At 49.6% G+C, this 23,776-nt stretch carries 24 protein-coding genes; 15 read left to right on the top strand and 9 right to left on the bottom strand.

Going from position 1 to position 23,776, the window contains the following annotated elements:
* Position 1: 1 nt before the first annotated feature.
* The 3 genes from ACN0TT_RS00725 (at position 2) to ACN0TT_RS00715 (ending at position 2,473) form a co-directional block, all read left to right on the top strand.
* Positions 2–646, top strand: a complete 645-nt coding sequence (locus ACN0TT_RS00725; protein ID WP_417760236.1) for a DsbA family protein — start codon at positions 2–4, stop codon at positions 644–646.
* Between the two features lie 276 nt (positions 647–922).
* On the top strand, positions 923–1,474 hold the full coding sequence (locus ACN0TT_RS00720) for a phosphatase PAP2 family protein (protein ID WP_417760235.1): 552 nt from the start codon (positions 923–925) through the stop codon (positions 1,472–1,474).
* Positions 1,475–1,813: 339 nt separating this feature from the next.
* Complete coding sequence (locus tag ACN0TT_RS00715) at positions 1,814–2,473, top strand: response regulator transcription factor (protein ID WP_417760234.1); 660 nt, start codon at positions 1,814–1,816, stop codon at positions 2,471–2,473.
* On the opposite strand, the gene ACN0TT_RS00710 is transcribed toward ACN0TT_RS00715, so the two are convergent.
* Genes ACN0TT_RS00710 through ACN0TT_RS00690 form a run of 5 tightly spaced genes read right to left on the bottom strand, consistent with a single transcriptional unit; the run spans position 2,470 to position 5,984 of the window.
* Entirely contained in the window at positions 2,470–3,246 is a 777-nt protein-coding gene (locus ACN0TT_RS00710) for a CsgG/HfaB family protein (protein ID WP_417760233.1), read from the bottom strand. The genes ACN0TT_RS00715 and ACN0TT_RS00710 overlap by 4 nt on opposite strands.
* Before the next feature lie 5 nt (positions 3,247–3,251).
* A complete protein-coding gene (locus ACN0TT_RS00705) occupies positions 3,252–3,632 on the bottom strand; it encodes a curli assembly protein CsgF (RefSeq protein WP_417760232.1) in 381 nt (126 codons plus the stop codon).
* 7 nt (positions 3,633–3,639) lie between these two features.
* Positions 3,640–4,017, bottom strand: a complete 378-nt coding sequence (locus ACN0TT_RS00700) for a curli production assembly/transport protein CsgE (protein ID WP_417760231.1) — start codon at positions 4,015–4,017, stop codon at positions 3,640–3,642.
* 44 nt (positions 4,018–4,061) lie between these two features.
* Positions 4,062–5,546 carry a hypothetical protein gene (locus ACN0TT_RS00695; RefSeq protein ID WP_417760230.1) on the bottom strand — a complete coding sequence of 495 codons (1,485 nt, stop codon included), beginning with the start codon at positions 5,544–5,546 and terminating at the stop codon, positions 4,062–4,064.
* Between the two features lie 12 nt (positions 5,547–5,558).
* Complete coding sequence (locus tag ACN0TT_RS00690; RefSeq protein ID WP_417760229.1) at positions 5,559–5,984, bottom strand: curlin; 426 nt, start codon at positions 5,982–5,984, stop codon at positions 5,559–5,561.
* A 240-nt stretch (positions 5,985–6,224) separates the two neighbouring features.
* Between ACN0TT_RS00690 and ACN0TT_RS00685 the strand changes: the two genes are divergently transcribed.
* A complete protein-coding gene (locus tag ACN0TT_RS00685) occupies positions 6,225–7,064 on the top strand; it encodes a hypothetical protein (RefSeq protein ID WP_417760228.1) in 840 nt (279 codons plus the stop codon).
* Here ACN0TT_RS00685 and ACN0TT_RS00680 read toward each other — a convergent pair.
* Positions 7,042–7,992: a LysR family transcriptional regulator gene (locus ACN0TT_RS00680; protein WP_417760227.1), complete on the bottom strand. Its 951-nt coding sequence runs from the start codon at positions 7,990–7,992 to the stop codon at positions 7,042–7,044. The genes ACN0TT_RS00685 and ACN0TT_RS00680 overlap by 23 nt on opposite strands.
* Before the next feature lie 111 nt (positions 7,993–8,103).
* Between ACN0TT_RS00680 and ACN0TT_RS00675 the strand changes: the two genes are divergently transcribed.
* Entirely contained in the window at positions 8,104–9,387 is a 1,284-nt protein-coding gene (locus ACN0TT_RS00675; protein ID WP_417760226.1) for an MFS transporter, read from the top strand.
* 73 nt (positions 9,388–9,460) lie between these two features.
* Here ACN0TT_RS00675 and ACN0TT_RS00670 read toward each other — a convergent pair whose 3' ends face one another.
* Both ACN0TT_RS00670 and ACN0TT_RS00665 read right to left on the bottom strand, forming a co-directional pair.
* A complete protein-coding gene (locus tag ACN0TT_RS00670) occupies positions 9,461–10,477 on the bottom strand; it encodes an LLM class flavin-dependent oxidoreductase (protein ID WP_417760225.1) in 1,017 nt (338 codons plus the stop codon).
* A 284-nt stretch (positions 10,478–10,761) separates the two neighbouring features.
* On the bottom strand, positions 10,762–12,312 hold the full coding sequence (locus ACN0TT_RS00665) for a S10 family peptidase (protein WP_417760224.1): 1,551 nt from the start codon (positions 12,310–12,312) through the stop codon (positions 10,762–10,764).
* A gap of 399 nt (positions 12,313–12,711) precedes the next feature.
* On the opposite strand from ACN0TT_RS00665, the gene ACN0TT_RS00660 reads away from it, so the two are divergent.
* From ACN0TT_RS00660 to ACN0TT_RS00620, 9 genes are all read left to right on the top strand, one after another.
* A complete protein-coding gene (locus ACN0TT_RS00660; RefSeq protein ID WP_417760223.1) occupies positions 12,712–13,635 on the top strand; it encodes a DUF368 domain-containing protein in 924 nt (307 codons plus the stop codon).
* A gap of 255 nt (positions 13,636–13,890) precedes the next feature.
* Positions 13,891–14,850 (top strand): YbgA family protein, encoded by a 960-nt coding sequence (locus ACN0TT_RS00655; RefSeq protein ID WP_417760222.1) that lies wholly within the window; start codon positions 13,891–13,893, stop codon positions 14,848–14,850.
* On the top strand, positions 14,840–15,733 hold the full coding sequence (locus tag ACN0TT_RS00650) for a MerR family transcriptional regulator (RefSeq protein WP_417760221.1): 894 nt from the start codon (positions 14,840–14,842) through the stop codon (positions 15,731–15,733). The genes ACN0TT_RS00655 and ACN0TT_RS00650 overlap by 11 nt, the downstream gene beginning before the upstream one ends.
* Complete coding sequence (gene phrB, locus ACN0TT_RS00645) at positions 15,730–17,175, top strand: deoxyribodipyrimidine photo-lyase (protein ID WP_417760220.1); 1,446 nt, start codon at positions 15,730–15,732, stop codon at positions 17,173–17,175. The genes ACN0TT_RS00650 and phrB overlap by 4 nt, the downstream gene beginning before the upstream one ends.
* A 13-nt stretch (positions 17,176–17,188) precedes the next feature.
* Complete coding sequence (locus ACN0TT_RS00640; protein WP_417760219.1) at positions 17,189–17,644, top strand: nuclear transport factor 2 family protein; 456 nt, start codon at positions 17,189–17,191, stop codon at positions 17,642–17,644.
* The gene (locus tag ACN0TT_RS00635; RefSeq protein ID WP_417760218.1) at positions 17,641–18,348 is read left to right on the top strand and encodes an SDR family NAD(P)-dependent oxidoreductase; all 708 of its coding nucleotides are present in this window, start codon (positions 17,641–17,643) and stop codon (positions 18,346–18,348) included. The genes ACN0TT_RS00640 and ACN0TT_RS00635 overlap by 4 nt, the downstream gene beginning before the upstream one ends.
* A 15-nt stretch (positions 18,349–18,363) precedes the next feature.
* Positions 18,364–19,641, top strand: coding sequence for an NAD(P)/FAD-dependent oxidoreductase (locus ACN0TT_RS00630; RefSeq protein ID WP_417760217.1), 1,278 nt, complete (start codon positions 18,364–18,366; stop codon positions 19,639–19,641).
* On the top strand, positions 19,638–20,444 hold the full coding sequence (locus ACN0TT_RS00625; RefSeq protein WP_417760216.1) for a DUF1365 domain-containing protein: 807 nt from the start codon (positions 19,638–19,640) through the stop codon (positions 20,442–20,444). The genes ACN0TT_RS00630 and ACN0TT_RS00625 overlap by 4 nt, the downstream gene beginning before the upstream one ends.
* Positions 20,440–21,687 (top strand): class I SAM-dependent methyltransferase, encoded by a 1,248-nt coding sequence (locus tag ACN0TT_RS00620; RefSeq protein ID WP_417760328.1) that lies wholly within the window; start codon positions 20,440–20,442, stop codon positions 21,685–21,687. Before ACN0TT_RS00625 ends, ACN0TT_RS00620 begins: the two co-directional genes overlap by 5 nt.
* Positions 21,688–21,690: 3 nt before the next feature.
* Here the strand turns inward: ACN0TT_RS00620 and ACN0TT_RS00615 are convergent, their stop codons facing one another.
* Positions 21,691–22,020, bottom strand: coding sequence for a DUF3634 family protein (locus ACN0TT_RS00615; protein ID WP_417760215.1), 330 nt, complete (start codon positions 22,018–22,020; stop codon positions 21,691–21,693).
* A gap of 220 nt (positions 22,021–22,240) precedes the next feature.
* Here ACN0TT_RS00615 and gabD point away from each other — a divergent pair, with 220 nt between their 5' ends.
* Complete coding sequence (gabD, locus tag ACN0TT_RS00610) at positions 22,241–23,683, top strand: NADP-dependent succinate-semialdehyde dehydrogenase (RefSeq protein WP_417760214.1); 1,443 nt, start codon at positions 22,241–22,243, stop codon at positions 23,681–23,683.
* Positions 23,684–23,776 lie beyond the last annotated feature (93 nt).

The following is a 23,776-nucleotide window of genomic DNA, read 5'->3' as shown; positions in this document are numbered from 1 at the left end:
GATGAAACGGCAGTTATTGGCGCTAGCTACGGTGGTACTGGCGTGGTTGGCCAGCGTTAACTTGGCGCAAGCTGAGACCTATGAATTTAAAGCGGATGTGGATTACACCGTTCTTAAAGCGCCGATCAAAGCCCCCGAAGCTAAAGGGCCATTTTTGATGGAATATTTCTGGTTGGGCTGTCCGCATTGTCGGGCTATGAACCCTATGGTGCAGCAGTTTGAAAGCGCTCATCCAAAGGTGAGCGTTGTCCGTCGCCCCGGTTTAGGTAATGATCGCTGGGTGTTTGATGCCCACGTGTATTACGCCTTGCAAGCTATGGGGGAGGGTAAGTTAGTCTATGATTTAATGGAATATTATCATCAGATTGCCAGTGAGGAACGGCGTTTGCCCGATCTTACTGAAATTAAAGCGTATGTGGCTAAACAGGGCATCGATGCGAAAAAATTTGAGCAGGCGATGGATGATGATGCCACATTGAATAAGCTGTCGGTCTCTTATCGTGATCAGCAGGCGCTAGGCTTGAAAAGTGTGCCAGTATTCATTGTTAATGGTAAATATCAGCTCCGCTTTGATGGCTTTGCCGGTGTAACCGAGCCCGAAGCTCGATTCGTGGCGTTGGTGGATTACCTACTCAAGCTAAAATAATCCTGCATGTGGAAGTTTGTCGGTGCGGCAAACTTCCTATTTCCCCGTTGTTTACCGCGTCAAATTCAGCGCTTCTGCTATCTTAGCATCGCTGTTACCTTACCACTCTCTTTACAAGTCTACCGTTATCATCGCGATGAGTTTCGCCCAAGTTAGGCTTGATAAGTCAGTTCGACCAAAGCTATCGCTCACACCTTAAGTATTTGCTAAGGTGTGGCCCGCAAAGTGCTTTAACGACAGGCAACTCGCCATAATTTTCAACTTAGGAATAGTGAAATGATAAACGGAGTTACCCGCGGATTAATGGGGTCTACAGTACTATTGGCTGCGGCTTTGACGACTACTGCGGCTCAGGCCAACGATAATTGGGATACCTTCAGCGATGTGACCGCTTATGGATTAGTAGCGGCCTCGTTAGCCATTCCCGCTTATAAGGACGATTGGCAAGGGGTTAAACAAGCTGGGCTCAGCGTGGGTGTTGCAACCGGCACCAGCATGTTGGCCAAATCAGTGATCCATGAGCAACGGCCAGATCACAGCGATAACGATAGCTTTCCTTCCAATCATGCCGCGATGGCATTTGCTGCGGCGACTACTCTGCAAAAACGCTATGGTTGGCAATATGGCTTCCCTGCGTACGGTATGGCGGCGTTAACTGCTTATGGTCGAGTGGAGGCAGACAAGCACCATTGGGGCGATGTCGCTGCCAGCGCGGTGATTGGCTCTATTTCAGGCTGGTTCTTCACTGATGCGTTTGATAACAATGTCCAAATAACACCTTGGGTCGACCGCGATGCGGCTGGGATTGCGGTATCGTTTAACTGGTAATTGCTCATCGCTTTAGCACTGCGCTGGTCTCATCGCAGTGCTGCTTTCTCCTTATTAGTCATCTCTACACTGACGCTGCTATCTTTTATTATCATTTTTTTTACAAATGTCGCAGTTTGTTGGCTGTTTCTGTGCGCATCATCGATTTAACTCGTTAATGGCATCATGTCTAAGTGATATATAGCCCATTTGGCTTAGTTCCAATGGCTAACTTAGTACAAAAATGTAGAAAAAAGGTTAATATTTCGTCAGACTTATGCCCCTTCAGGTTTCCTTAAGCATATGGAAGGCGAAACCTGAGATTTAGGGATAATTAGCTAGATAAAACTCGGGGTAATCATGGAAGAGTTTAAGAAATTAATCGTAGTAGCAGAAAGTGCTACCGTTGGGCAGTTACCATTTCTGGCACAATCCATGGGATTTATCACAGAGGTGATACGGGATGATCAGCAGTTGGCGCTTTTAGATACCGAGGGCGCTTTGGTAGCCATTTCAATTCAAGGCATGCGACTTGATAAGTACACTATGCCAATAGTCGTCAAACACGCATTACAGTTTGCTCCCGTCTTTCTCTACCGGGTCGACGAACATATTGTTGATCAACAAGTGGCGTTAATCTCTGGTATCCGTGGCGTTATTGGTGCCGACAAGCAACTCGACCAAGTGCTGCATGCGCTAAAAATCTTAATGCAGGGTGAGCTCTATTATGGCCGAGAGCAGTTGTCTAAACTGTTAGATAAAATGCTGAAGTTTAAACGCCAAGCCAATGAGGACGTACCATCATCTTGCTTGATGCAGTTAACGCGGCAAGAAAAACGCATCATCGAGTTAGTGGGTGAGGGAGCGCGCAACAAGGAGATTGCGACGCACTTAAATATCAGTGCCCATACGGTGAAGGCGCATCTCTCTTCAATATTCAGAAAGACGCAATCACGCAACCGCGTGGAGCTGCTGCGCTGGGCGCAGCAGTTCCAATTTGCTTCGCAAGCAGTGATTTAACCTTTGACCTCTGCGGCTACATTCGCTTGCCAATAGCCACGTTCAATGCCTTGATGGATAACGCCAGTGATGGCGGCTTCCATCGCTTGGCGTACGCAAAGTTGTACCGGTTCATTAGTGGTGTAGCCAGCTTCTGCTTCTGCCAGCCGACTGAGGCTGACGTAGCGGAAGAAACTGGCGTCAACTTGTTGCGACAGTACCTTTTTAGATGCAGACACTGACAGCAGTACTCGTCCGGTATACACATCAACGGCGCGTAAATAGACCGATACTTGATCTTCGCGGTACAACTCCGAGGCGGTAATACCGTAATACCCTAAGCCAATTCCCCCCGTGTTAACGTTGGTTTCATAGCTGATGATGCCCCCTTCAAAGATGATGCGAGACTCCATCAAATTGGGCAGGTCGTTACCTTTTTCACGACTGGCACCAATGATTTTCCGTTCAGTCAGTAAATTTTGTAAGCCTTCGCGCTCTACCGGGGTAAACCAACCTGACTCGAGTAACAATTGCGTCAGCATTGAGGTGCCACCTTGGGTGACAGCAGTAGAGAATGAACTGACGTTTTGCTGTGGTTTATATTGGCCAGTCTGATCGCGAAACGCGTAAACCGACACGGGAATGGCGTGCAGCGGTTTAGGCTCTTTTTGTAGTTCAATCATTGCGCGTGATGGCGGGTCGATCTCCGCATCGGCAATGTTAAGTTGAGGGTTGTTAAATGCGGCACAGCCACCTAATAATGCTGTGCAACAAAGTAAAAATAAGGTACGCATAGTACTTATCCCATAGATGGCATGGTAATGACGGTGACTTCACCTGTGGCGAGATTGGTGATGGTGACGGTTACGCCAGTGCCACCAGCGCCTGCTACATCGATCTGATAATCACCGGTGTTATAAGAGCCTTCCACCAGTTCACCATCGGAGATGCGGCGGGTAAGAGAGTTGATGATGTTGCGTTCCAATGCAGCACGAAACTGATCCTCAAACCCCAACTCGTTAGCATCGTCGGTATGGTTGTTTTGGCTTTGGGCTTTGCTGAGCAGAAAGTTGGCATTGAGCGAGTTACCACCAAAGCTCGGATTGACTGGTGTATAGACTAATTCAGTAGCTTGAGCAGACATACTCAGGGCAAATAGGGTAAAAAGAAATGCTTTCATGATGTGATCACAACCCTTGTTTTAGCAGTTCATCGGTAATGGCGTCGGCTTTAATCTGGGCGAGTTGATTGACCGAAATGACAATCGCGGTTTCAGCTTTTTGCTTGATATCGTTATAGCGACGGCCGAAATAGGTCTGGTAAATCTTCTTCTGATTTATCTCCACCCAAAGATAGGTGCCAGCTTGCGGATAGACTTGTTCATAAATCACAACGCTCACCCCGCCTGTCTGTGGTACATCACGCCAATAACTTGAGTAGTAAAAGACAAAGTCCTTACCAAAGCGAGTTAGGGTGCGATCCATGACTAGGCCGGATAGCTCAATCTCTTGTGCGTGAATACTGCTACTTAGCAGTAACGCCAGTATTAACCACCATTTCTTCATATCAAAAAAGACCTACACCATCACTGATGTAGGTCTTACAACCTTTAGTTTTGTACAACAGTGGCAGTGTTTTGGCTGCCTACTTGAGATACTTGCATATAGTTGTTGGCACCCGCTTGGGCGCCCATAGCTAAGTTGTTAGTACCGTTTTGGTAGATGCTGACAACACCATCATCGCCAGTCACTGCGAAGTCGCCGCCGTCGATACCTTGAACGACGTTGCTATCACCGACTTGATTAACAATCACTGTGTTGTTGTATTCTGCCACCATCAGGTCAACCAAGTTGACGTCGCCTACTTGGGTTACATCAACCACGGCACCGTAAGAGCCTTTACCGTCAACTTCTGCGAGGTTTTGATCGCCAACTTGTGCTACGAGCACGATATTGTCATCGCCACCAATGTTGATGTTTGATTCGTTAAGGTCACCAATTTGTACAGTGATCGCAGTGTTATCAGCGCCATCTACCAGAGTAAATGTGGTGTTTTCATCACCAAGGCTTGCAGCTTGAATGGTGTTAGCGCTGCCATATACATAGGCGTCTGCTATGTTGTAGTCACCGCGTTGCACAATAGTGACATCATGGTCGTTACCGCTTTGTACAGCGATATAAGCATCGTTCAGATCGCCAACTTGCGTGACATCTAACGAGGTGCCGTTGCTGACTAAGCCATCTTGCAGGGTGATTAAGTTGGCATAGCCTTCTTGATCTGCAGTGATGCTGTTGTTGTTACCATCAACAGTTTCAACGATAAACTCGTTGTATTCACCATATTGAGTAACGTCAAAATCGTTGCCATTACCATAGGTGTCATAAGCGATAAATGCGTTCACATCACCTGCTTGGTCAACCACTGCGGTGTTGCGGTTACCTTCTACGGTAACAATACCGCCGACGTTATTTGAACCGTCTTGTGTAATGGTCATGCTGTTACGGTTACCGTAAACATCCATCAGACCACTTTCGTTATAGTTACCAGTTTGGACGCTGTCCATACTGTTACCATTGCCTTGGAAGCTGGCTTCAGTCCAGTTACCAGTACCAGTTTGCTCTTGGTAGCTATCGTTGTTGTTACCCAGCAAAATCGTGGTTGATTGGTTGGTTACGCCATCTTGTACAACTTCAGCAGTGTTGTAGTCACCTTGTTGTACAACTAACGCTTGGTTGAAAAGATCCGCTTGAGTCACGCTGGCTTGGTTACCGTTACCGACAACTTCAACTTGGGCAACATGCCAATCTTCAGTTTGGGTGGTGGTGATAACGTTGCTGGTACCGTCGGTATAAATGTAAGCCTCGGCCCAATCACCTGATTGTGCTGCATCGGTGACGTTCGCTTGACCGTTTTGCTCAACATCAGCGATGTGGCGTGTACCGTCCTGGTTTACCACGGCGATGTTACCCGTTGCTGCATTCAGTGGGGTTTGTTGAGTAACAGACGCATCATTGCTGGCTGCGTATGCTTGACCACATAAAACAACACTGATGGCTAAACCCAACAGGTGTTTACGGTGCTTAAATGTAAGCATTTGAGATTCTCCCTATCGATATTGAAGGACGGATATTTCCGCCCCGTTGCTTAGCTGTTCAACGGTAATTCCAGAGGTTTGACCCCATTGTCCCAGCGTAATTTGGTTGTTGTTGCCGATTTGAGTCAGGGTCGCTTGATTATCACTGCCAGCCTGCAACACATTGGTTTGGTTGCCTGCGCCTATTTGCGTTAGCGTAATCTGGTTGCTGTCACCGACTTGATCCAGCAGGGCGACATTGTTCTGACCAGCCTGAAATAACATCAGGTCGTTAGCGGTACCTTGTTGACCAATTAAGGTGACATTGGCGAGCTGTTGTCGTGCCAGCAGCGCGGCCAAAGTTGGGCTGAGCTGATTATCGGTGGCCATGAGATCGGCGGCATTGCTAGATGCACAAACGGTGGCAAATAGCAGTGCTATGATGGCAATTCCTTTCACTCTGATGTCCAAACTATCCGTTTTTTGTAAAGCCAGCATATAGGGCTACATCGGTCGCACAATTAGAACAATGGGCGATTTTTATCTTGAATGAATGTTAGAATGATTTACTTAACCGATAAAAATCATGGTGTTAGTGGAATTTGAATTTTTAATGAATAGCCCAAAAGGCCTAGTTTTGTACAAAAAATATTCGAATTACGGTCAATTAATTACATGGTGAGACTTAGGGAGTTGGAAATGAGTAGTAAGGGAGTATTAGCAGCAGTCACGGTTGGGTTAATCATGTACGCAACACAGCTGTCTGCTGCGTCGTTGTCGTATCCCAGCAGTGCTTCACGTCAGAATTATTTGAAAGATGCCAGCCAGCAGGTTTTGGCGCTCGTGCAAGCTAACGATGCTGCCGCATTGGCTGATGTGGTGCATTACCCGGTTACCATAGGTGGCAGCGAGCCTGCTGTCACGGTGCATAATGCCAAAGAATTTGTTGAATATTATCCGCACCTGTTTACTGATAAATTGCGGCAACAGGTGATCGCGAGTGCTAGCTCGCCAAGTATCAATTGGCGCGGTGCGCGCATTGGTGATGGCGCATTTTGGTTGAGTGGTCTTTGCGATGATGACCAATGTCAGCAGGTCACGGTGGCGATAACTTCATTTTATAACCCTGAGTTTTATCAACAGCCGTTTGGTCACGAGGCACAGCAACAGTTGCAACAGCGGATGTCTGCAAATCTTCCGGCCGAATTATTGCCGATTAAACTAAATAATCTGCTGTGGCAGACCAAAGATTATCGAGTACGAGTCGATACGTTAGCGGATGGTGAGCTGCGTTACGCCGTTTGGCCCGTTAACGCGGATATGAATCTCCAACCCGATTTAGTGCTACATCACGGTAAGCTGAAATACGATGGCAATGGTGGCAATCACTACTATCTGTTTAGCAATGGTAAATATCGCTACCGTTTGGATGTGGTCGTTATCGGCACTGACAACTCGCCCGCGGGATATTTAACCGTGAGCCGGGGCGAGCGTAAGTTAGTGAATCAACCAGTGGTTAACGAGTTGACGGCGCGTTAACCTCGCTGGTGGGCTTGTCTGCTAACAGCGCTTCACGTGCTAGCCGCTGCTGATTGACGGTAGCGGCAAAATTAATCGCAGACTGTGCTGGATTGAGCGAACGATGCGCTACCGCCAACTCAACTTTAATGGCCGTATGCTTAATCGGCCGATAGACCACCCCTTTGACTGACAGTTGTCGCATCGATTCCGGCAACATGGAGATGCCGAGTTCGGCCGATACCATCGATAGAATTGAAGCTATCTGCGGCGCAGGTTGGCCGATAATCGGCGCGAAGCCCGCCTCTTGGCACACGTGTACCACAGCATCGTGCAAGCTAACGGCGAGTGTCCGCGGCGTCAGAATAAAGGGTTCATCTTTCAGGTCAATCACATCAATGGTTTCGTGGGCGCGGGCGATGGGATGAGATGCAGGCAGCGCGATCACTAACTGCTCTTCTAAAAAGTGTTGCACCGTCAGATGCGTTGGATCGGAATCTGACGGCCGTAAAATTGCGGCATCGAGCCGATCGCTAGCAAGTCCTTCCGCTAAGGCCAATGAGTTGGCCTCTTCAATGGTGAGCTCCACTTCAGGATAACGGCGTCGATATTGGCGGATCACCGCCGGAATGGCGGGATGCAGCGCTGCGGTGCCTGTCACGCCCAAGCGCAATTTACCTATTTCACCTTTGGCCGCTTTCAGTGCCACATCTTTTGCATGCAGCAGTTGTTGCGGCAAGCCCGACAGTTGTTGATATAGCGCGTGTCCCGCATCAGTTAACTCTGCCCCGTGCGGGGTACGCACAAACAATGCCGTGCCTATCTCCTGTTCTAAGGTGCGGATCTGCTGGCTAAGCGGCGGCTGGGCAATGTGTAAACGGTTAGCCGCGCGGGTGAAATTGTGCTCTTCTGCTACCGCTAAAAAGTAGCGGATATGACGTAGCTCCATGCTATATCCAAAACATATCGAGAGTGGATTTATTATATATTAGAACTATTAAGGCTGGCTTCATAGAATAAGCGCGTTGACTCCACTTATTAGCCAAAAGTCGTAGATATTATGAATAGTTCTGACCCTAGCCCTTCCAGCGCTGTCAGCGCCACCGCCGATTCTGTTGCGGCTGACAGCGCAAGTTATGCCGGAATCGAAAAAGGTACCAAAGCGTTTAAAAATGCCAGTATCTCTCTGTTCCTCGCCGGTTTTTCTAGCTTCTCCCTCATCTATTGTGTGCAGCCGCTGTTGCCTGATCTTTCAAGCAGTTTTGGTGTTACGCCAGCAGAAAGCTCATTAGCGCTGTCGGTGACTACTGGCTGTTTGGCGATAGCAATTGTGCTGGCTGGCGCTTTCTCACAAGCGCTAGGGCGTAAAGGGCTTATGTTCTGTTCGATGGCCGCCGCAGCGGTATTGAACTGTTTAGTGGCAATTTCTCCTGAATGGCATGGTGTGCTGTTCGGCCGCGCGTTGGAAGGGATTGTGTTAGGCGGTGTGCCTGCGGTGGCGATGGCATGGCTTGCCGAAGAAATCGCTCCAAAAGATCTGGGTAAAGCGATGGGGCTTTATGTTGGTGGTACTGCGTTTGGTGCCATGATGGGACGGGTGGCGATGGGGCTACTCACTGAGTTTGCCTCTTGGCGCGTGGCCATGGGCGTGCTTGGCCTGCTGTGCTTAATCTCTGCTATTGGCTTTTGGTATCTCCTGCCTAATTCGCGCAACTTTGTGCGCAAACCTGGGCTGAACTTAGGTTTTCATGTGGCATCGTGGAGGAGTCATCTGCGTAATCCACGCTTGGTGAAGCTGTATGCGGTGGGCTTTATGTTGATCAGTATCTTTGTGACGCTGTTTAACTACACCACGTTCCGTTTGTCTGCTGAGCCATTTGGTTTTAACCCAACCCAAGTGAGTATGATCTTCTTAGCGTTCGCTTTTGGCATTGTGTCATCATCAATGGCGGGGAGCTTAGCTGATAAATTCGGTCGCACTAAGTTGCTGTTTGCGGCGTTTATTTTAATGCTCGCTGGCGCCATGCTAACCCTGTTTAGCGCGATTACTATGATTGTTTGCGGGGTGGCATTAATCACCACCGGATTTTTTGTCGGTCACTCGGCTGCAAGTAGCTCAGTGGGCGCGCATGCCAAAAAAGCTAAAGGCCATGCCTCGTCGCTTTATCTGCTGTTTTATTACATGGGTTCAAGTATTTCAGGGACTGTCGGCGGCTGGTTTTGGCAGCATGGTGGTTGGCCGTCAGTGGTAATGTTTACTGGCAGTTATGCCTTGGCTGGCTTGTTGCTGCTGTATGTCAGTGTATGGCGCGCCAAACATGCTGAGCAGGGGCAAGCCTTTTAATCGAGTAAGTTGACTGCGCCGCAATCGTTAGTCACAACCACAGCCCCGTTTGGGGCTGTGGTTGTTTGTGGGGTTACTTGGCCATTTCGCTGGTATGTACGCCAGCATTAATATCCTGCATCACTTGCGCACCAATTCCGAAGGATTCTAGGCGGGCGGTTGGATCGGTGATTGGCCCGTTAAACATCAACTCATTGACTTGCGTTTCTTCTAGCAACGCTTCAATACCTGCACGTATCCGGTTAGGACTCCCCACCAAAGAGCGGCTCAATGTGCGCTCCATGGCGTTAATTTCAAACGACTCATAACCTGTTAGCGGCTGCCGTGGCAGCGGAATTTTGCCTGGGGTGCCGCGGTAGAGTTGCAAAAATTGCTGCTGCAACGAGGTAAACAGATATTCCGCTTGACGGGTATTATCAGCGGCAATGAGATTAACGCACAGCATAGTGTATGGCGTAGGACATTGGGCTGACGGTTTGAATTGCTCGCGGTAGATCCGCAGCGCTTGCAGCAACATATCTGGCGCAAAGTGGGCGGCAAACGCAAAAGGTAAGCCCATTTGTGCCGCCAATTGAGCGCTGTACAGGCTGGAGCCTAACAACCATAACGGTACATGCAACCCTTGGCCGGGCACAGCATTGATGGTGCGGGAGGGATCATCAAAATAGTGCTGCAGCTCCAGCACATCTTGCGGAAAACTATCCACCGCTTGTTGTGGTTGGCGGCGCAATGCCCGCATGGTGACTTGGTCGGTACCCGGTGCGCGACCCAGCCCCAAATCGATACGGTCGCCAAACAGGGTGGCGAGTGTGCCAAACTGTTCGGCAATCACTAACGGCGAGTGGTTGGGCAACATAATACCGCCAGAGCCGATGCGAATCGTGCTGGTATTGTCACCAATATGGCACAGCAATACCGAGGTAGCAGCGCTGGCAATGCCCGGCATATTGTGGTGTTCAGCCAACCAATAGCGGCGATAACCTAATGATTCTGCCAGTTGTGCAAGCTGCACTGAATTTTCAAATGAAACTGTTGGAGCACTGCCTTCGACAACCGGCGCGAGGTCGAGTACTGAATATGAAACAGTCATGAGATATCCATTTTAGTAAAACGTGATTTTACGATATCACAAAAAATCCATGGCGATTTAGAGTGAGTCTCTATGGGTTATACCATTTTGATTGAAGAATAATTAATCATTAATTGTGGTTATTAATGCATATTTGTAGCGGGGTTCACGTTTTGTGGGTAAAAAGTGAACAGTTTGAGATGTCGCAAAAATGTATTGATGTGCTGTAGCAGTGGGCAGAAAGAGGGATTTGCTCGTGAGTAAAACTAACAGGCCCCATTTGAGCCTGTTAGTGGGATTACGGTTTACTTCTTCATCGCAGCATCGTAGAAGTTAGCCACGTCTTTATGGAAATCGGCCATGGCGTCTTCATTAAGATAGATCATGTGACCCGATGGGTAGTAGGTCATCTTAACGTTATCTTGCAACGTTGGGTCAAGGTTCATATGGGCTAAGTCGTACTCGGTTGCGTGAAACGGTGTCGCCATATCAAAGTAACCGTTGGCCGATAACACACGTAAGTCAGGGTTGGTACGGATAGCATCACCTAGGTCTCTCACCACATAGGGGGAACGGGTTTTGCCTTTATAGCCTTGAGCATGACTCCAATCCCAGTTTCTGAAGGCATCCATACTAAAGACGTTATAGTGTTCAGTGGTCGTGTAGTTTAGCTCAGTTTCTAAGTAGTTATGTAACGTAGAAATAAATGCGCTGCTTGGGGCTGTATCAGATGGATCGCTATCTGGTGTCTCGCCATTAGCTGCATCATCAATACCAAGATAACGACCATCATAACGCCCAAGTGTGCGGCGATCGTCTCGCAGTAACTCTTTACGGAATTGTGATTGACCCACACGCAGATTGGCTTGTTTGAGGTAATCGACATCAAGGCCAGTGTATTCATGCAGTTGCTCAGCAATATGTTGCAGTTGATCTGCTGGTAGGTGGTAGCCTTGCGCTAAAGCGCGGGTGAATTCGTTATCAGCAAATGCACGAACTTTATCGAGGAATGGTTTCAGTTTAGCGGGTTTGTGGGGTAGTTTGTTGTGATACCAAGCTGTGGCGGCAAACGTTGGCAATAACCCAATGTATTGGCGATCCAGCCCAGGTGCATTGGCACCATAGTTTAGAATACTCGACACCAACACCACGCCGTTAAAGGCCATACCATCACCTTGTAGCTTGTTGGCTAGTGCAGGGGCTCGCACTGTGCCGTATGATTCACCAATCAGAAATTTAGGGGAATTCCAGCGATGGTTTTCACTGATATAACGTGTAATAAAGCGGGCAAAACCATCTACGTCGCCATCAACGCCCCAGAAGGGTTTAGCTGGGTCATCTTTGCTATCAGTATTATCTGCAGCGGCGATGCCGCGTGAATACCCAGTACCAAAGGCGTCAATAAACACTAAGTCCGTTTTATCGAGCAAGGTATATTGGTTATCTATCAGCTGATATGGTGCGGCACCTGTGGGAGCGGCATTTTCAGTTTTTACGCGTTTAGGGCCAAATGAGCCCATGTGTAGCCACAAGCTGGATGAACCGGGGCCACCATTAAATAAAAAGGTCACCGGCCGTTGCTCGCCATGTTTAGCTGGCTTAGTGTACGCCACATAAAAGACACTGGCGTCAGCTTGATTTTTGTCGTTGCGAATCACCATCGTGCCAGCCGTGGCAGAATACGCTAGTTTATCGCCATTTAGACGAATACTATGCTCTGTAGTAACAGCTTGATCTTTTACTGCGGCCACGGCGGTGCTAGTGGCGGCGGATTCAGCAGCGAATGCGTGGTTGCTCAACAGCGGCGTTGTGGCGAGAGCAGCAGCAATAACCGCTGCTATGGGTAATAAACGCATGGTTAGCTCCAATATTTTAATTGTATTTGTTGATTGCGAAATGAAAGTCAGCGGCAGGTGGTTGCAACTGATGGGTGACAAGTTGCGGCCAACTCTCCTTGGTGGTTGTAACTGATTTTTTTCACCATGGTAAAGCGAATTCGGCCACGCAAATGTAGCAATTTATTAATGAGTAATGATTAAGCGGAAATAGTTACGTTATTGTTTTTACGTTAGAAAAGTTATTAATTATCCCAGTTTGACGCGTAGGGATGCCCTGAATGACATCGGTTGTCACAAATTCATAAATTAACAGAGTGTTTGTTAGGAAAAGTTAAAGTAACGGACGTCATCATGCATTAATATTTGCAGCTCACCTCCGTATAATTTGCTACAGATTGAGTGATTCAAGGATATAAGGTGCAATACTTATTAACCTATTTTAAAGGGCTGGCCATGGGCGCAGCCGATGTGGTTCCTGGGGTTTCTGGTGGAACGATTGCGTTTATAACCGGTATTTATGACACCCTACTGGAAAGCATTCGTCGCATTAACCCCAACTTGTGGAAGGTATTTCGCCAGCAGGGATTTAAGGCGGTATTAACCCATATCAACGCGGGCTTTTTAGTGAGCTTATTTGCTGGCATTCTCACCAGTATTTTAACGCTGGCGAAGCTTATCTCTTGGTTATTAGTCAACCAACCCATTCCGGTATGGTCGTTCTTTTTTGGCTTAATCATTATTTCTGCAGTGCATATGATGCGCCAAGTGAAAGGGCAAGTGTCGCTGGCGCGCATTGTATTATTTGGTATTGGCGTTGTTGTCGCATGGGGCATCACCGTGGTGTCACCAGTAAACGTGGAAGCCACCTATCTCAATATCTTCTTGGGGGGCGCCGTGGCGATTTGCGCGATGATTCTCCCGGGCATTTCCGGCAGCTTTATTTTGCTGTTAATCGGTTTGTATCCGGCCGTATTAGCGGCGGCAAAAGACCTGCAAATCGATATCTTACTGTGTTTTGCCGTCGGCGCTGTATGCGGCATTTTGAGCTTTAGCCACCTGCTGTCGATGCTGCTGAAACGTCAGCGTGATGCCACCTTTATCTTTCTCATCGGCTTGATGCTTGGCACGCTCGGTAAAATTTGGCCGTGGAAGCAAACGCTGACGTGGCGCACCAACTCCCATGGTGAGCAAGTCCCCTTCGCCCAGCAGAACCTGTCACCGATGGCGTTTGAGCATATTACTGGACACTCGCACCAGTTGTGGTTGGCGTTGATCTACGCCTGCGCCGCCATAGTGTTGGTGCTGGCGCTGGAATATGTCGGCCAGCGGAAGAAGGCTTGATAAGCTGTAAGCTGTAAGCTGTAAGCTATAAGCTATAAGCTATAAGCTATAAGCTATAAGCTGTAAGTTACGAGTTACGAGCTACGAGCTACGAGCTACGAGTTACGAGTGAAAGGCGAGTGAAGCGCTCGACGCTCATGTCATAAAAGCACCTACGGGTGCTTTTTTTGTGCTTGAAAAAATATTTGTACAAAAATTTGATCCTTGTACAACTTTGTGCCGTAATTAATACAAAGTTATACAAGGAGCAGATAAATGTACAAGTTTGATCCACAGCAGATCCGTCTTGGTATCAGCAGCTGTTTGCTCGGTGAAAAGGTGCGCTTTGATGGCGGCCATAAGCGCTCTGCTTATTGTCAGAACGAACTAACGCCCCATTTTGAATTTGTTCCAGTTTGCCCAGAAATGGCCATTGGTCTTGGCGCACCGCGTAAATCGATTCGTCTTAATCGTATGGCTGATAAGCGAATCAGCGTGAAGTCGGCTGATGGCAACCTAGATGTTACCGAAAAACTGCAGCAGTTCAGCAACGATAAAGTTGAGCAGTTGGACTTCATCAGTGGTTACATTGTCTGCGCCAAGTCGCCTACCTGTGGTATGGAGCGGGTAACGGTGTACAAAGATGGTACTAACAATGGCATCAAAGATGGCGTGGGTTTATACACCCAAACCTTGATGGCGCGTTGGCCCGAGTTGCCGGTAGAAGAGGAAGGGCGACTGCATGATCTCGTTATTCGTGAAAATTTTTTCACCCGTGTGTACGCCCATCATGATTGGCATCGGCAGCTCGCCAGTGGCTTAACGCATCATAAGTTGATGCAGTTTCATGCGCGCTATAAGTACCTGTTGATGGCACATTCGCCGGCGCATTATCGCCAACTCGGCCCATTGGTAGCGCGTTCCAGTGACGATATCAATGCAGTGGCCGAGCAGTATTTTCAAGGTTTTATGGCGGCGTTACGTCAGAAGGCGAGCCGTAAAAATCACACTAGCGCGCTGCAGCATATTCAAGGCTATTTCAAACGTAGCTTGAGCAAGACGCAAAAGGCGGAGCTGACGCAAACCATTATGGATTATCGCAATGGCCTCAAGCCGTTGATAGCGCCACTGACGCTGATCAATCACTACTTAGCTGAGCACCCCACGCCGTATATCGCCGAGCAGGTGTATCTCAATCCCCATCCACAGGAGTTAAAGCTGCGTTATGGCTACTGAAGTTGAATTTAACCTAACCATTGGCGAAGTCGCGCGGCTTACCGGCGTAAATCCGGTCACCCTGCGCGCATGGCAACGCCGCTTTGGGTTAGTGACGCCACAACGCACTCCCAAAGGTCACCGCCTGTACAGCGCTGAGCAAGTGGAAGAGATTAAAGAGATTTTGCACTGGTTGGAGCAAGGGGTGGCAATTAGTCGCGTTAAACCGCTACTAAAACAAGCGGCGCCAGTCGTCGCGGCAACCGTTGAAGTTGATAAAGATTGGCTGCAACTGACAGAAGGCCTAACCGACGCCGTGCTGGCGATGAAGGCGGTCACGTTGCGACAACGGCTCGACGAGCTTACCAGTTTGTATCCGCTACCGCTGTGTGGCGAACAGCTGTTGCAATGGCTAATCGCCTTGAATAGCGGCTTGGCTGCACGTGTTGATGGAGAGCTGCTACGTAGTTGGTTACAGCAGCAGTTACAGCAATATTTAGCACTGCGCTGTGATTCGGTGATGCGCCAGAAAAGCCGCAATCTGCTGCTAGTGAGCTTAGGCGAACAGCCAGACTATCAGCAGTGGCTGTGGCAATTAGCATTGCTGGCGCAAAATGTTGTGCCGCACAGTTTTACGCTGGCCGACAACCTCGATGCGCTCAGTCTCGTTAGCGAGCGGCTACAACCTTTTGCTGTGTTAGCGCTGCCTGCGGCACACACTCATCAAAGCACCTTGTCTCATTTAGACCAATTAGCACAAAAACTAGCGGTGCCCATCGCGCTCGGCGGGCCATACGCACCGCTGTTGCAGCAGGCCGTTAGCGAGTTAGCCAGCTTAACCGTTTTGGATAGCGTTACGCAGTTGGCCACGTGGCCAGCGCAAGCAAAGGAGTTGCAGTTATGAGTTCAACTAGCGTCCAGCAACAGAAGACCGTGTTTATCTGGTTTCGGCAGGACTTACGTATCACCGATAACCAAGCCCTAACCGCTGCGGTCAAGATGGCACGCCAGCAGCGCTTGCCATTAAAGGCGGTATATATTGCCACCCCAGTGCAATGGCAACGGCACGATGTTGGCCCACGGCAACTGGATTTTATGCAGCGGCATCTGCGTTGTTTGCAACAAGCGCTAGCGATGTTGGGCATTGAATTGAGCTTATGGTGTTGCGACACGTTTGAGGACGTCTTGCTGCTGTGGCAACAACAACTGGAGCAACAACGTGCGGTAGCTATTTTCGCTGGACGTGAGCCAGAGATTAATGAGCAACGTCGCGATCAGCAGCTACTGGATGCTGGACTACCGCTAAATCTTACCGATGAGCACTGTTTGTTAGCGCCGGGCTCGGTACGGAATCAAAGTGGTGAAATGTACCGAGTATTTACCCCATTTTTTAAACGTTGGCGTGAAATGGCATCTCGCAAAGCGTTTGTGCCACTACCGCCGCCCGCGCCACTGGCAAGTGCTATCAGTGTGCCAGCGCCGATTACTCTTCCGGTGGCACTCGGCAACAGTGAGTCGTGGCGCGCAGGTGAGGGCGAAGCTAAGCAACGGTTACAACAATTTGTCCTGCAAGCTGCGGAAGACTATGCGCAGCAACGAGATTTCCCAGCCATTGATGGCACTAGCAGCTTGTCGCCCTATCTGGCGCTGGGGGTACTTAGCCCGCGGCAATGTTTAGTGACGCTGTTGGCTACATTTCCTGAAGCGATTGTGGATGACACCAGTCCCGCACGCACTTGGTTAGCTGAACTGGTTTGGCGTGAGTTTTATCGCCATCTGCTGGTGGCCTTTCCTCATCTGTGTATGGGAGTGAGCTTTAATCCACTTGGTAGTGATATTCAGTGGCGTCAGGCGGATGAGGACTTTGCCGCTTGGTGCGAAGGCCGCACCGGTTATCCGATAGTCGATGCCGCCATGCGTCAGTTGAATCAAATAGGGTGGATGCACAACCGACTGCGGATGATTGTTGCCAGCTTTCTTACCAAACACTTGTTGATCGATTGGCGCCGTGGTGAGCGTTGGTTCCGTCGGCAACTACTGGACGGCGATCTGGCCGCCAACAATGGTGGTTGGCAATGGTCGGCTGGCACGGGGTGTGACGCGCAACCCTATTTCCGTATTTTCAATCCGATGACTCAAAGCGAGAAGTTCGATCCCGATGCGAGTTTTATTAAACGATATGTGCCGGAGGTGGCGGATTGGTCATTAAAACAGATCCATCATCCAGAACAACGCAGTCATGCTCAGTTGTTTACGGTGAGCGATTACCCACTCCCGATAGTGGAACATAGCGCTGCGAGAGCGCGGGCGTTAGACCGATTATCGGTACTGAAAAAAGCCAACTAACAAGGAGTCAGTGATGGCTAATTTTTGTGGACACGCCAGTTCGGCGCAGCAGCTATTATTGGAACAATTCATCAACATCTATCCCACGTTGCGTGCAGATAATTTAGCGCTACTGGCTGAGATATACGATGACGACATTCGTTTTCAAGATCCGCTGCATCAGCTGCAGGGGTTAGCGTTATTGACGGATTATTTTGCGGGGTTGTACCGCAACATCACTGACATCCATTTTGATATTCAGCAGGTGTTGATGACGGGTGAACAGGCAGCCATTAGCTGGCGTATGTTTTTTGCTCATCCCAAATTGGCGGCAGGTAAGCTCATTGAAGTCGATGGTATGAGCCATTTGACGCTGGCGGACAAGATTATTTTCCACCGTGACTACTTTGATGTTGGACAGATGTTATATGAGCAACTGCCGCTGGTGGGCGGATTGGTACGGCTGATCAAAAAGAGGGCACAAACATGAAACAAGTGCTGATAGTTGGCGCCACCTCAGGCATTGGGCTGCAGTTAGCGCGCGACTATGCCGCTGACGGTTGGCAGGTGCTGGCGGCTGGACGCAACATTGCTGCTGTGAGTGAGTTGGTGAATGTGAGCGCGATTGCCGTTGATATCACCGACGCCCAGCAGGTTGAACAAGCCTTTGCCGCATTGCCTGATCAAGCGTTAGATCTGCTGATCCTCAACGCTGGCACCTGCGAGTATTTGGATACCCAACAGTTTGATGGTGCTGCTTTCGCGCGAGTGATTAACACCAATTTAGTCGCGTTAGGTTACTGCTTGCAGCAGTTGTTAACCAAACTGAATGACGGTGGGCAGCTGGCGTTGACTGGCTCAGCGGTGGTGCATCTGCCATTTCCTCGTGCTGAAGCTTACGGTGCCTCTAAAGCCGCCGTGCACTATCTCGCTGGCAGTTTGCGGCTTGATCTCGCCTCACGTGCGATTGCTGTCAGCGAAATCCAACCCGGTTTTGTCGCGACCCCGCTCACTGCTCGTAACCAATTTAATATGCCGTGGCTGATGACGCCCGCTGAAGCGTCGATGCGTATTCGTCGCGGCTTAGCACGGCGACAAACGACCATCGCCTTTCCGCGTCGGTTGATTTGGAGTCTCAAGCTACTGTCTTTGCTGCCTATGTCGTGGCAACACCGCTTTTTACATCGGATGTAACCAAGGAGCCAAACTATGACGCAACCCGATGCATCGTCACCGCCTAAACGTATCGCCATTGTTGGTTCAGGCATCTCTTCTCTTACTTGTGGTTATCTACTGGCGCCTACTGCGGAAATTACCCTGTTTGAGGCCAACGACTATCTTGGTGGCCATACCGCCACGGTGGATATCGATGCGATTAAGCAACACTACGCCATTGATACCGGTTTTATTGTGTTTAATGACCGCACCTACCCGCGCTTTGAACGCTTGCTAGCGCGTCTTGGTGTGGCGGCGCAGCCGACAGAAATGAGTTTTTCGGTGCGGCATCAACTGACCGGGTTGGAATATAACGGCCACAATATCGCCACCTTGTTTGCCCAAAAACGCAACTTCTTTCGGCCTAAATTTTGGCGTTTTTTAAGCGAAATTTTACGCTTTAATCGCCGCTGCAAAGCGATTTATGCCGATGGCGTTTATCCCGATGACACCTTGGGCGAGTTCTTAAAACAGGAGGCGTTTTCTGAATTCTTCTGTGAACACTACATTCTGCCAATGGGCGCGGCGATCTGGTCGGCCAGCTTGCATGATATTGCCCAATTTCCGCTGCAAGCATTTATCGAGTTTTTCCACCATCACGGTTTATTAGATGTAAGCAATCGGCCGCAATGGTATGTGCTGAAAAATGGCTCACGCAGTTATATTCCGCCGTTGACGCAAGCCTTTGCTGACCGCATTCATCTTAACTCTCCGGTGCAAAGTATTCGGCGTCATGATGATGGCGTGGCGCTGTTAGTCAACGGTGAGTGGCATGAATTTGATGAGGTGATTTTAGGCTGCCACAGCGACCAAGCGTTGGCGCTGTTAAGTGACGCCGATCCGCTAGAGAAACAGGTGCTTGGTGCCTTGCCGTACCAGATGAATGATGTGGTGCTGCACATGGATACTAGTCTGATGCCAAAACGCCGCGCGGCGTGGGCCAGCTGGAACTACTGTTTAGATGGCGACAAACAGCGTCCCGCATGCGTGACCTATAACATGAATATCTTGCAGTGCCTGCCGCCTAATTCGCCCAACTTTTTGGTGACACTCAACCAAAGCGAACGCGTTGATGAGCAGAAAATCTTGCGACGGTTTCAATATGCTCATCCGCAGTTTTCTATGGCGGGATTGCGAGCCCGGCAGCATCGCGACCAGATCTGCGGTAAACGCCACACACACTTTGTCGGTGCCTACTGGTACAACGGCTTCCATGAAGATGGTGTGCGCAGTGCGCTGGATGTGTGCCAACGCTTTGGAGCGCACCTATGAGTGTTATCGACAGCGGCTTTTATCTCGGAGAAGTGCGCCATCAACGGCAAGAAGTTGTGCGCCATCAGTTCCGCTATCCGTTTGGTTTGGCGTTGTTCAATCTTGATGAGCTGCCGCAGTTGTATCAATTGAGCCGTTGGTTTGGGCCTGAACGTTGGCGGCCACTGAGTTTTAATCCTGATGTTCATCTCGCCGATGGGCTGACCGAGCCGCCGCAGCACAGCGTTACCGCGTTAAAACGACGGGTGCAGCAGCGGGTGATTGCCTTAGGTGGCGGTGAGGTCGAGCAAGTGTTTTATGCCGGACAGCTGTGCCATTTTGGTCTGTACTTCAGCCCAGTTAATTTTTTCTACTGTGTGGCTGGGCAGCAACTGCGCTGGATTTTGGCTGAAGTCAGCAATACGCCTTGGAATGAGCGTCATTATTATCTGGTGCCGTTTGCCAGCCGTGAGATGACTCCGAAAGATTTTCACGTGTCGCCGTTTATGGACAGCCACATGGGCTACCGCTGGCATTTCAATGTGCCCAACGAACAACTGCAATGTGTGATCCGTAACGTGCGTCCCGCCGTAGATACTCATTCTGGAAAAACCTGTTTTAGCGCGAGTATGTTACTCACGCGTCAGTTGATGTCAGCCAAAGCCATTCGCCGCTATGTGATGCGCTTTCCGTTGATGACGCTGCGCATTGTTGCGCTGATTTACTGGCAAGCTTTTAAATTATGGCGCTACAAAGTGCCGTTTGTTGCTCATCCTAATTATTCAAACGCCAAGGAGTCCTCTCATGCCACTAAGCGAGATTGAGTTATCGACCAGCCAGCCCGCCGCGCTCAAATTAGATTGGCAGCAGAAAATAGCACGTAAACTACTGTTTAAGGCGTTGGCGGCATTGCAGGGTGGGCGGCTTACTGTGATTGAAAACGGTGTGTCACATCAGTTTGGTGAACCGCAAGCGGCGCTGCATGCCTCGATGCATATTCGTGATCCGCGCTGTTACCGCCAATTGTTATTCGGCGGCAGCATTGGTGCGGCCGAAGCGTTTATTCAAGCATTTTGGCACAGTGATGACTTAACCGCGTTAGTGCAGTTGTTCGCGCAGAACTTGCATCTACTTGACCAAGTGGAACAGCGTTTTAGCTGGTTAAGTCGCAGCTTGCACTTGTTGAAGCATCGCTTTAGTCGCAATTCGGTGGCGGGATCTAAACGCAATATTTTGGCGCATTACGATCTGGGCAACAGCTTGTACCAGCAATTTCTCGACAACTCGATGCTGTATTCCAGTGCTATCTATCCTCATGCCGATGCAGGCTTGGAAGCCGCGCAGCAACACAAGCTGCAACTGATATGCGAGCGGCTGGATCTACGGCCAGGGCAAACGTTGCTAGAAATTGGCACTGGCTGGGGGGCGCTAGCTATCTACGCCGCCAAACATTATGGCGTGCAAGTGACCACCACCACCATCTCCGATGCGCAGTATCAATACGCCAAGGCGCGCATAGCACAAGAAGGGCTTACTGAGCAGATCACTCTGTTGCAGCAGGATTATCGGTTGTTACAAGGTCAATACGATCGCGTGGTCTCAATTGAGATGATAGAGGCGGTCGGTCATGCCTATCTGCCGGGCTTTTTTGCCAAGTTGAATGAGTTGTTGTTGCCGCACGGTAAGCTGCTGTTACAAGCGATCACTATCGCCGATCAGCGTTATGCCAGTTACCGCCGCAGCGTCGATTTTATTCAACGTTACATCTTTCCCGGTGGCTGTTTGCCGTCGGTGACGGTGATGGCGCAACAACTGACGGCTAACACGCAGATGGTAATGGATAGCTTGTATGACTTTGGTGGCGATTACGCCCGTACGCTGGCCGATTGGCAGCAGCGCTTTGTGACGGCATTGCCTGCGGTGCGTCAGCTTGGCTACGGCGAAGATTTTATTCGTATGTGGCGTTTCTACCTGAGTTATTGCGAAGGGGCATTTTTGGCTAGGGCGATCAGTGTGGTACACCTGACTGCGGCCAAAGCAGAGTATCGGCCACAGTCAATGAATTAACGTTTAGGCTTTGGCGGGGCTATTGCTTTGATATTGCTGATGCGGAAATGCTGCGTGGATCTGCTCGGCATATTTCGCCCCAGCACTCGGTGATACATGCAGTTTTACGGGGGGGGAATCTTGCGCTCTGACAACGCAACTCAGCTTCCCCTTTTTGGCAATAGCGCGGCATTCTTTGGCAAATCGCTCAGGGATTTTGCCGCTATGTTGTTGTAAATGCCCATTTTTAAAATGCATTTCAAAGATAACGTTTTTGGGTTTGCGGCCAAAAACCAGTTTGTAGATCACCCACAGAATGGCAGCAAGCGCCAGCAATTTAATCAGATTAGCCATAATGAAGTTCCACTATCAAAGAGATGCCCTAAATATAGCGGGGCATTCCGTCATAGACTGCTAAATTCATCACATAGCGTTAGCAAATTTACCTTATGGTTACCTTCGACTTATTTGCCAGCAGTTGGACGCTGGCAAGGCGGGTTATTCAGCTGATGCTTAGTTTGTTTGTGCTATGGTATTCAGCCAGAGTCAAACCTGCCCATAATAGGAGTCTTCTATGCAACTGCATAATCCACAACTACTGCAAACCCAAGCGTACATTGACGGCCAGTGGGTCGCCGCAGATAAGCAAGAGACGCATCCTGTAGTGAACCCTGCTACTGGCGAACAGATCGCTGAAGTTGCCTTTGTTGATGCGGCAGAAACTCAACGCGCGATTGAAGCGGCTGAACGCGCGCTACCTGCATGGCGTGCCAAAACCGCCAAAGAACGTGCACAACTGCTGCGCCGTTGGTTCGAGTTAATCACCGAACATACCGACGACTTGGCACTGCTAATGACCTCCGAGGGCGGCAAGCCGCTGGCAGAAGCCAAAGGCGAAGTGAGTTATGCCGCATCATTTATTGAGTGGTTTGCCGAAGAAGCAAAACGCTTGTACGGCGATGTCATACCCGGTCATCAGGCCGATAAACGTCTGTTGGTTATCAAGCAAAGCATTGGTGTTTGTGCGGCGATTACCCCGTGGAATTTTCCGGCAGCGATGATCACCCGTAAAGCGGGGCCCGCCTTGGCTGCCGGCTGTACCATGGTGCTTAAACCAGCCGAACAAACGCTACTGACAGCGCTGGCGCTGGCTAAGTTGGCTGAATTGGCAGGTATTCCAGCTGGGGTATTTAACGTGTTGCCGGGGCACGCCGCAGCCATTGGTAAAACCTTGTGCGATAGCCCAGTAGTACGCAAATTGACCTTTACTGGGTCAACGCCAGTTGGCATCAAACTGATGGAACAAAGCGCCGCGACGCTGAAAAAGCTGTCGCTGGAGCTGGGGGGAAATGCACCGTTTATCGTATTTGATGATGCCGATATTGATGCTGCTGTCGAAGGGGCCATGCTGTCGAAATACCGCAACGCGGGCCAAACTTGTGTGTGTACTAACCGCTTATATGTACACGACAGTGTCTACGACGAATTTGCCGACAAACTCGCGCAAAAAGTGGCGCAGCTAAAAGTCGGTAATGGTGCTGAACAAGGCGTTGATGTGGGGCCGCTGATTGATGCGAGAGCCTGTGAAAAAGTGCAGTCTCACCTTGCTGATGCCCTCGCGAAAGGGGCAACGTTGACCTATGGCGGCAAGCCACTTGAAGGCAATTTTATTGAGCCAGCCGTGCTAACTAACGTGACCTCGCAGATGAAAGTGGCGAAAGAGGAAACCTTTGGTCCGATTGCACCCTTGTTCCGTTTTACGGATGAGGCAGAAGTGATAGCTATGGCCAATGACACTGAGTTTGGCTTGGCCGCATATTTTTATGCCAAAGACTTGTCGCGCGTATGGCGCGTGGCTGAGGCGTTGGAATATGGCATGGTCGGCATCAATACTGGGCTTATCTCTAATGAGGTGGCACCGTTCGGTGGTATTAAAGCCTCCGGTTTAGGCCGAGAAGGTTCTAAATACGGCATCGATGATTACTTAGAAATGAAGTATCTGTGTATGTCGGTATAACCTGCTAATAAGAACCACAGCCGCAACTTAGTTGCGGCTGTTTGCTTTTCTAGTCACGAGAGCTGTTGATGCACATGACGACATGACGCATCA

It is taken from the genome of Shewanella sp. (assembly GCF_048265805.1).
Taxonomy (GTDB): Bacteria; Pseudomonadota; Gammaproteobacteria; order Enterobacterales; family Shewanellaceae; genus Shewanella.
This window is presented reverse-complemented; position numbering and strand designations above follow the sequence as displayed.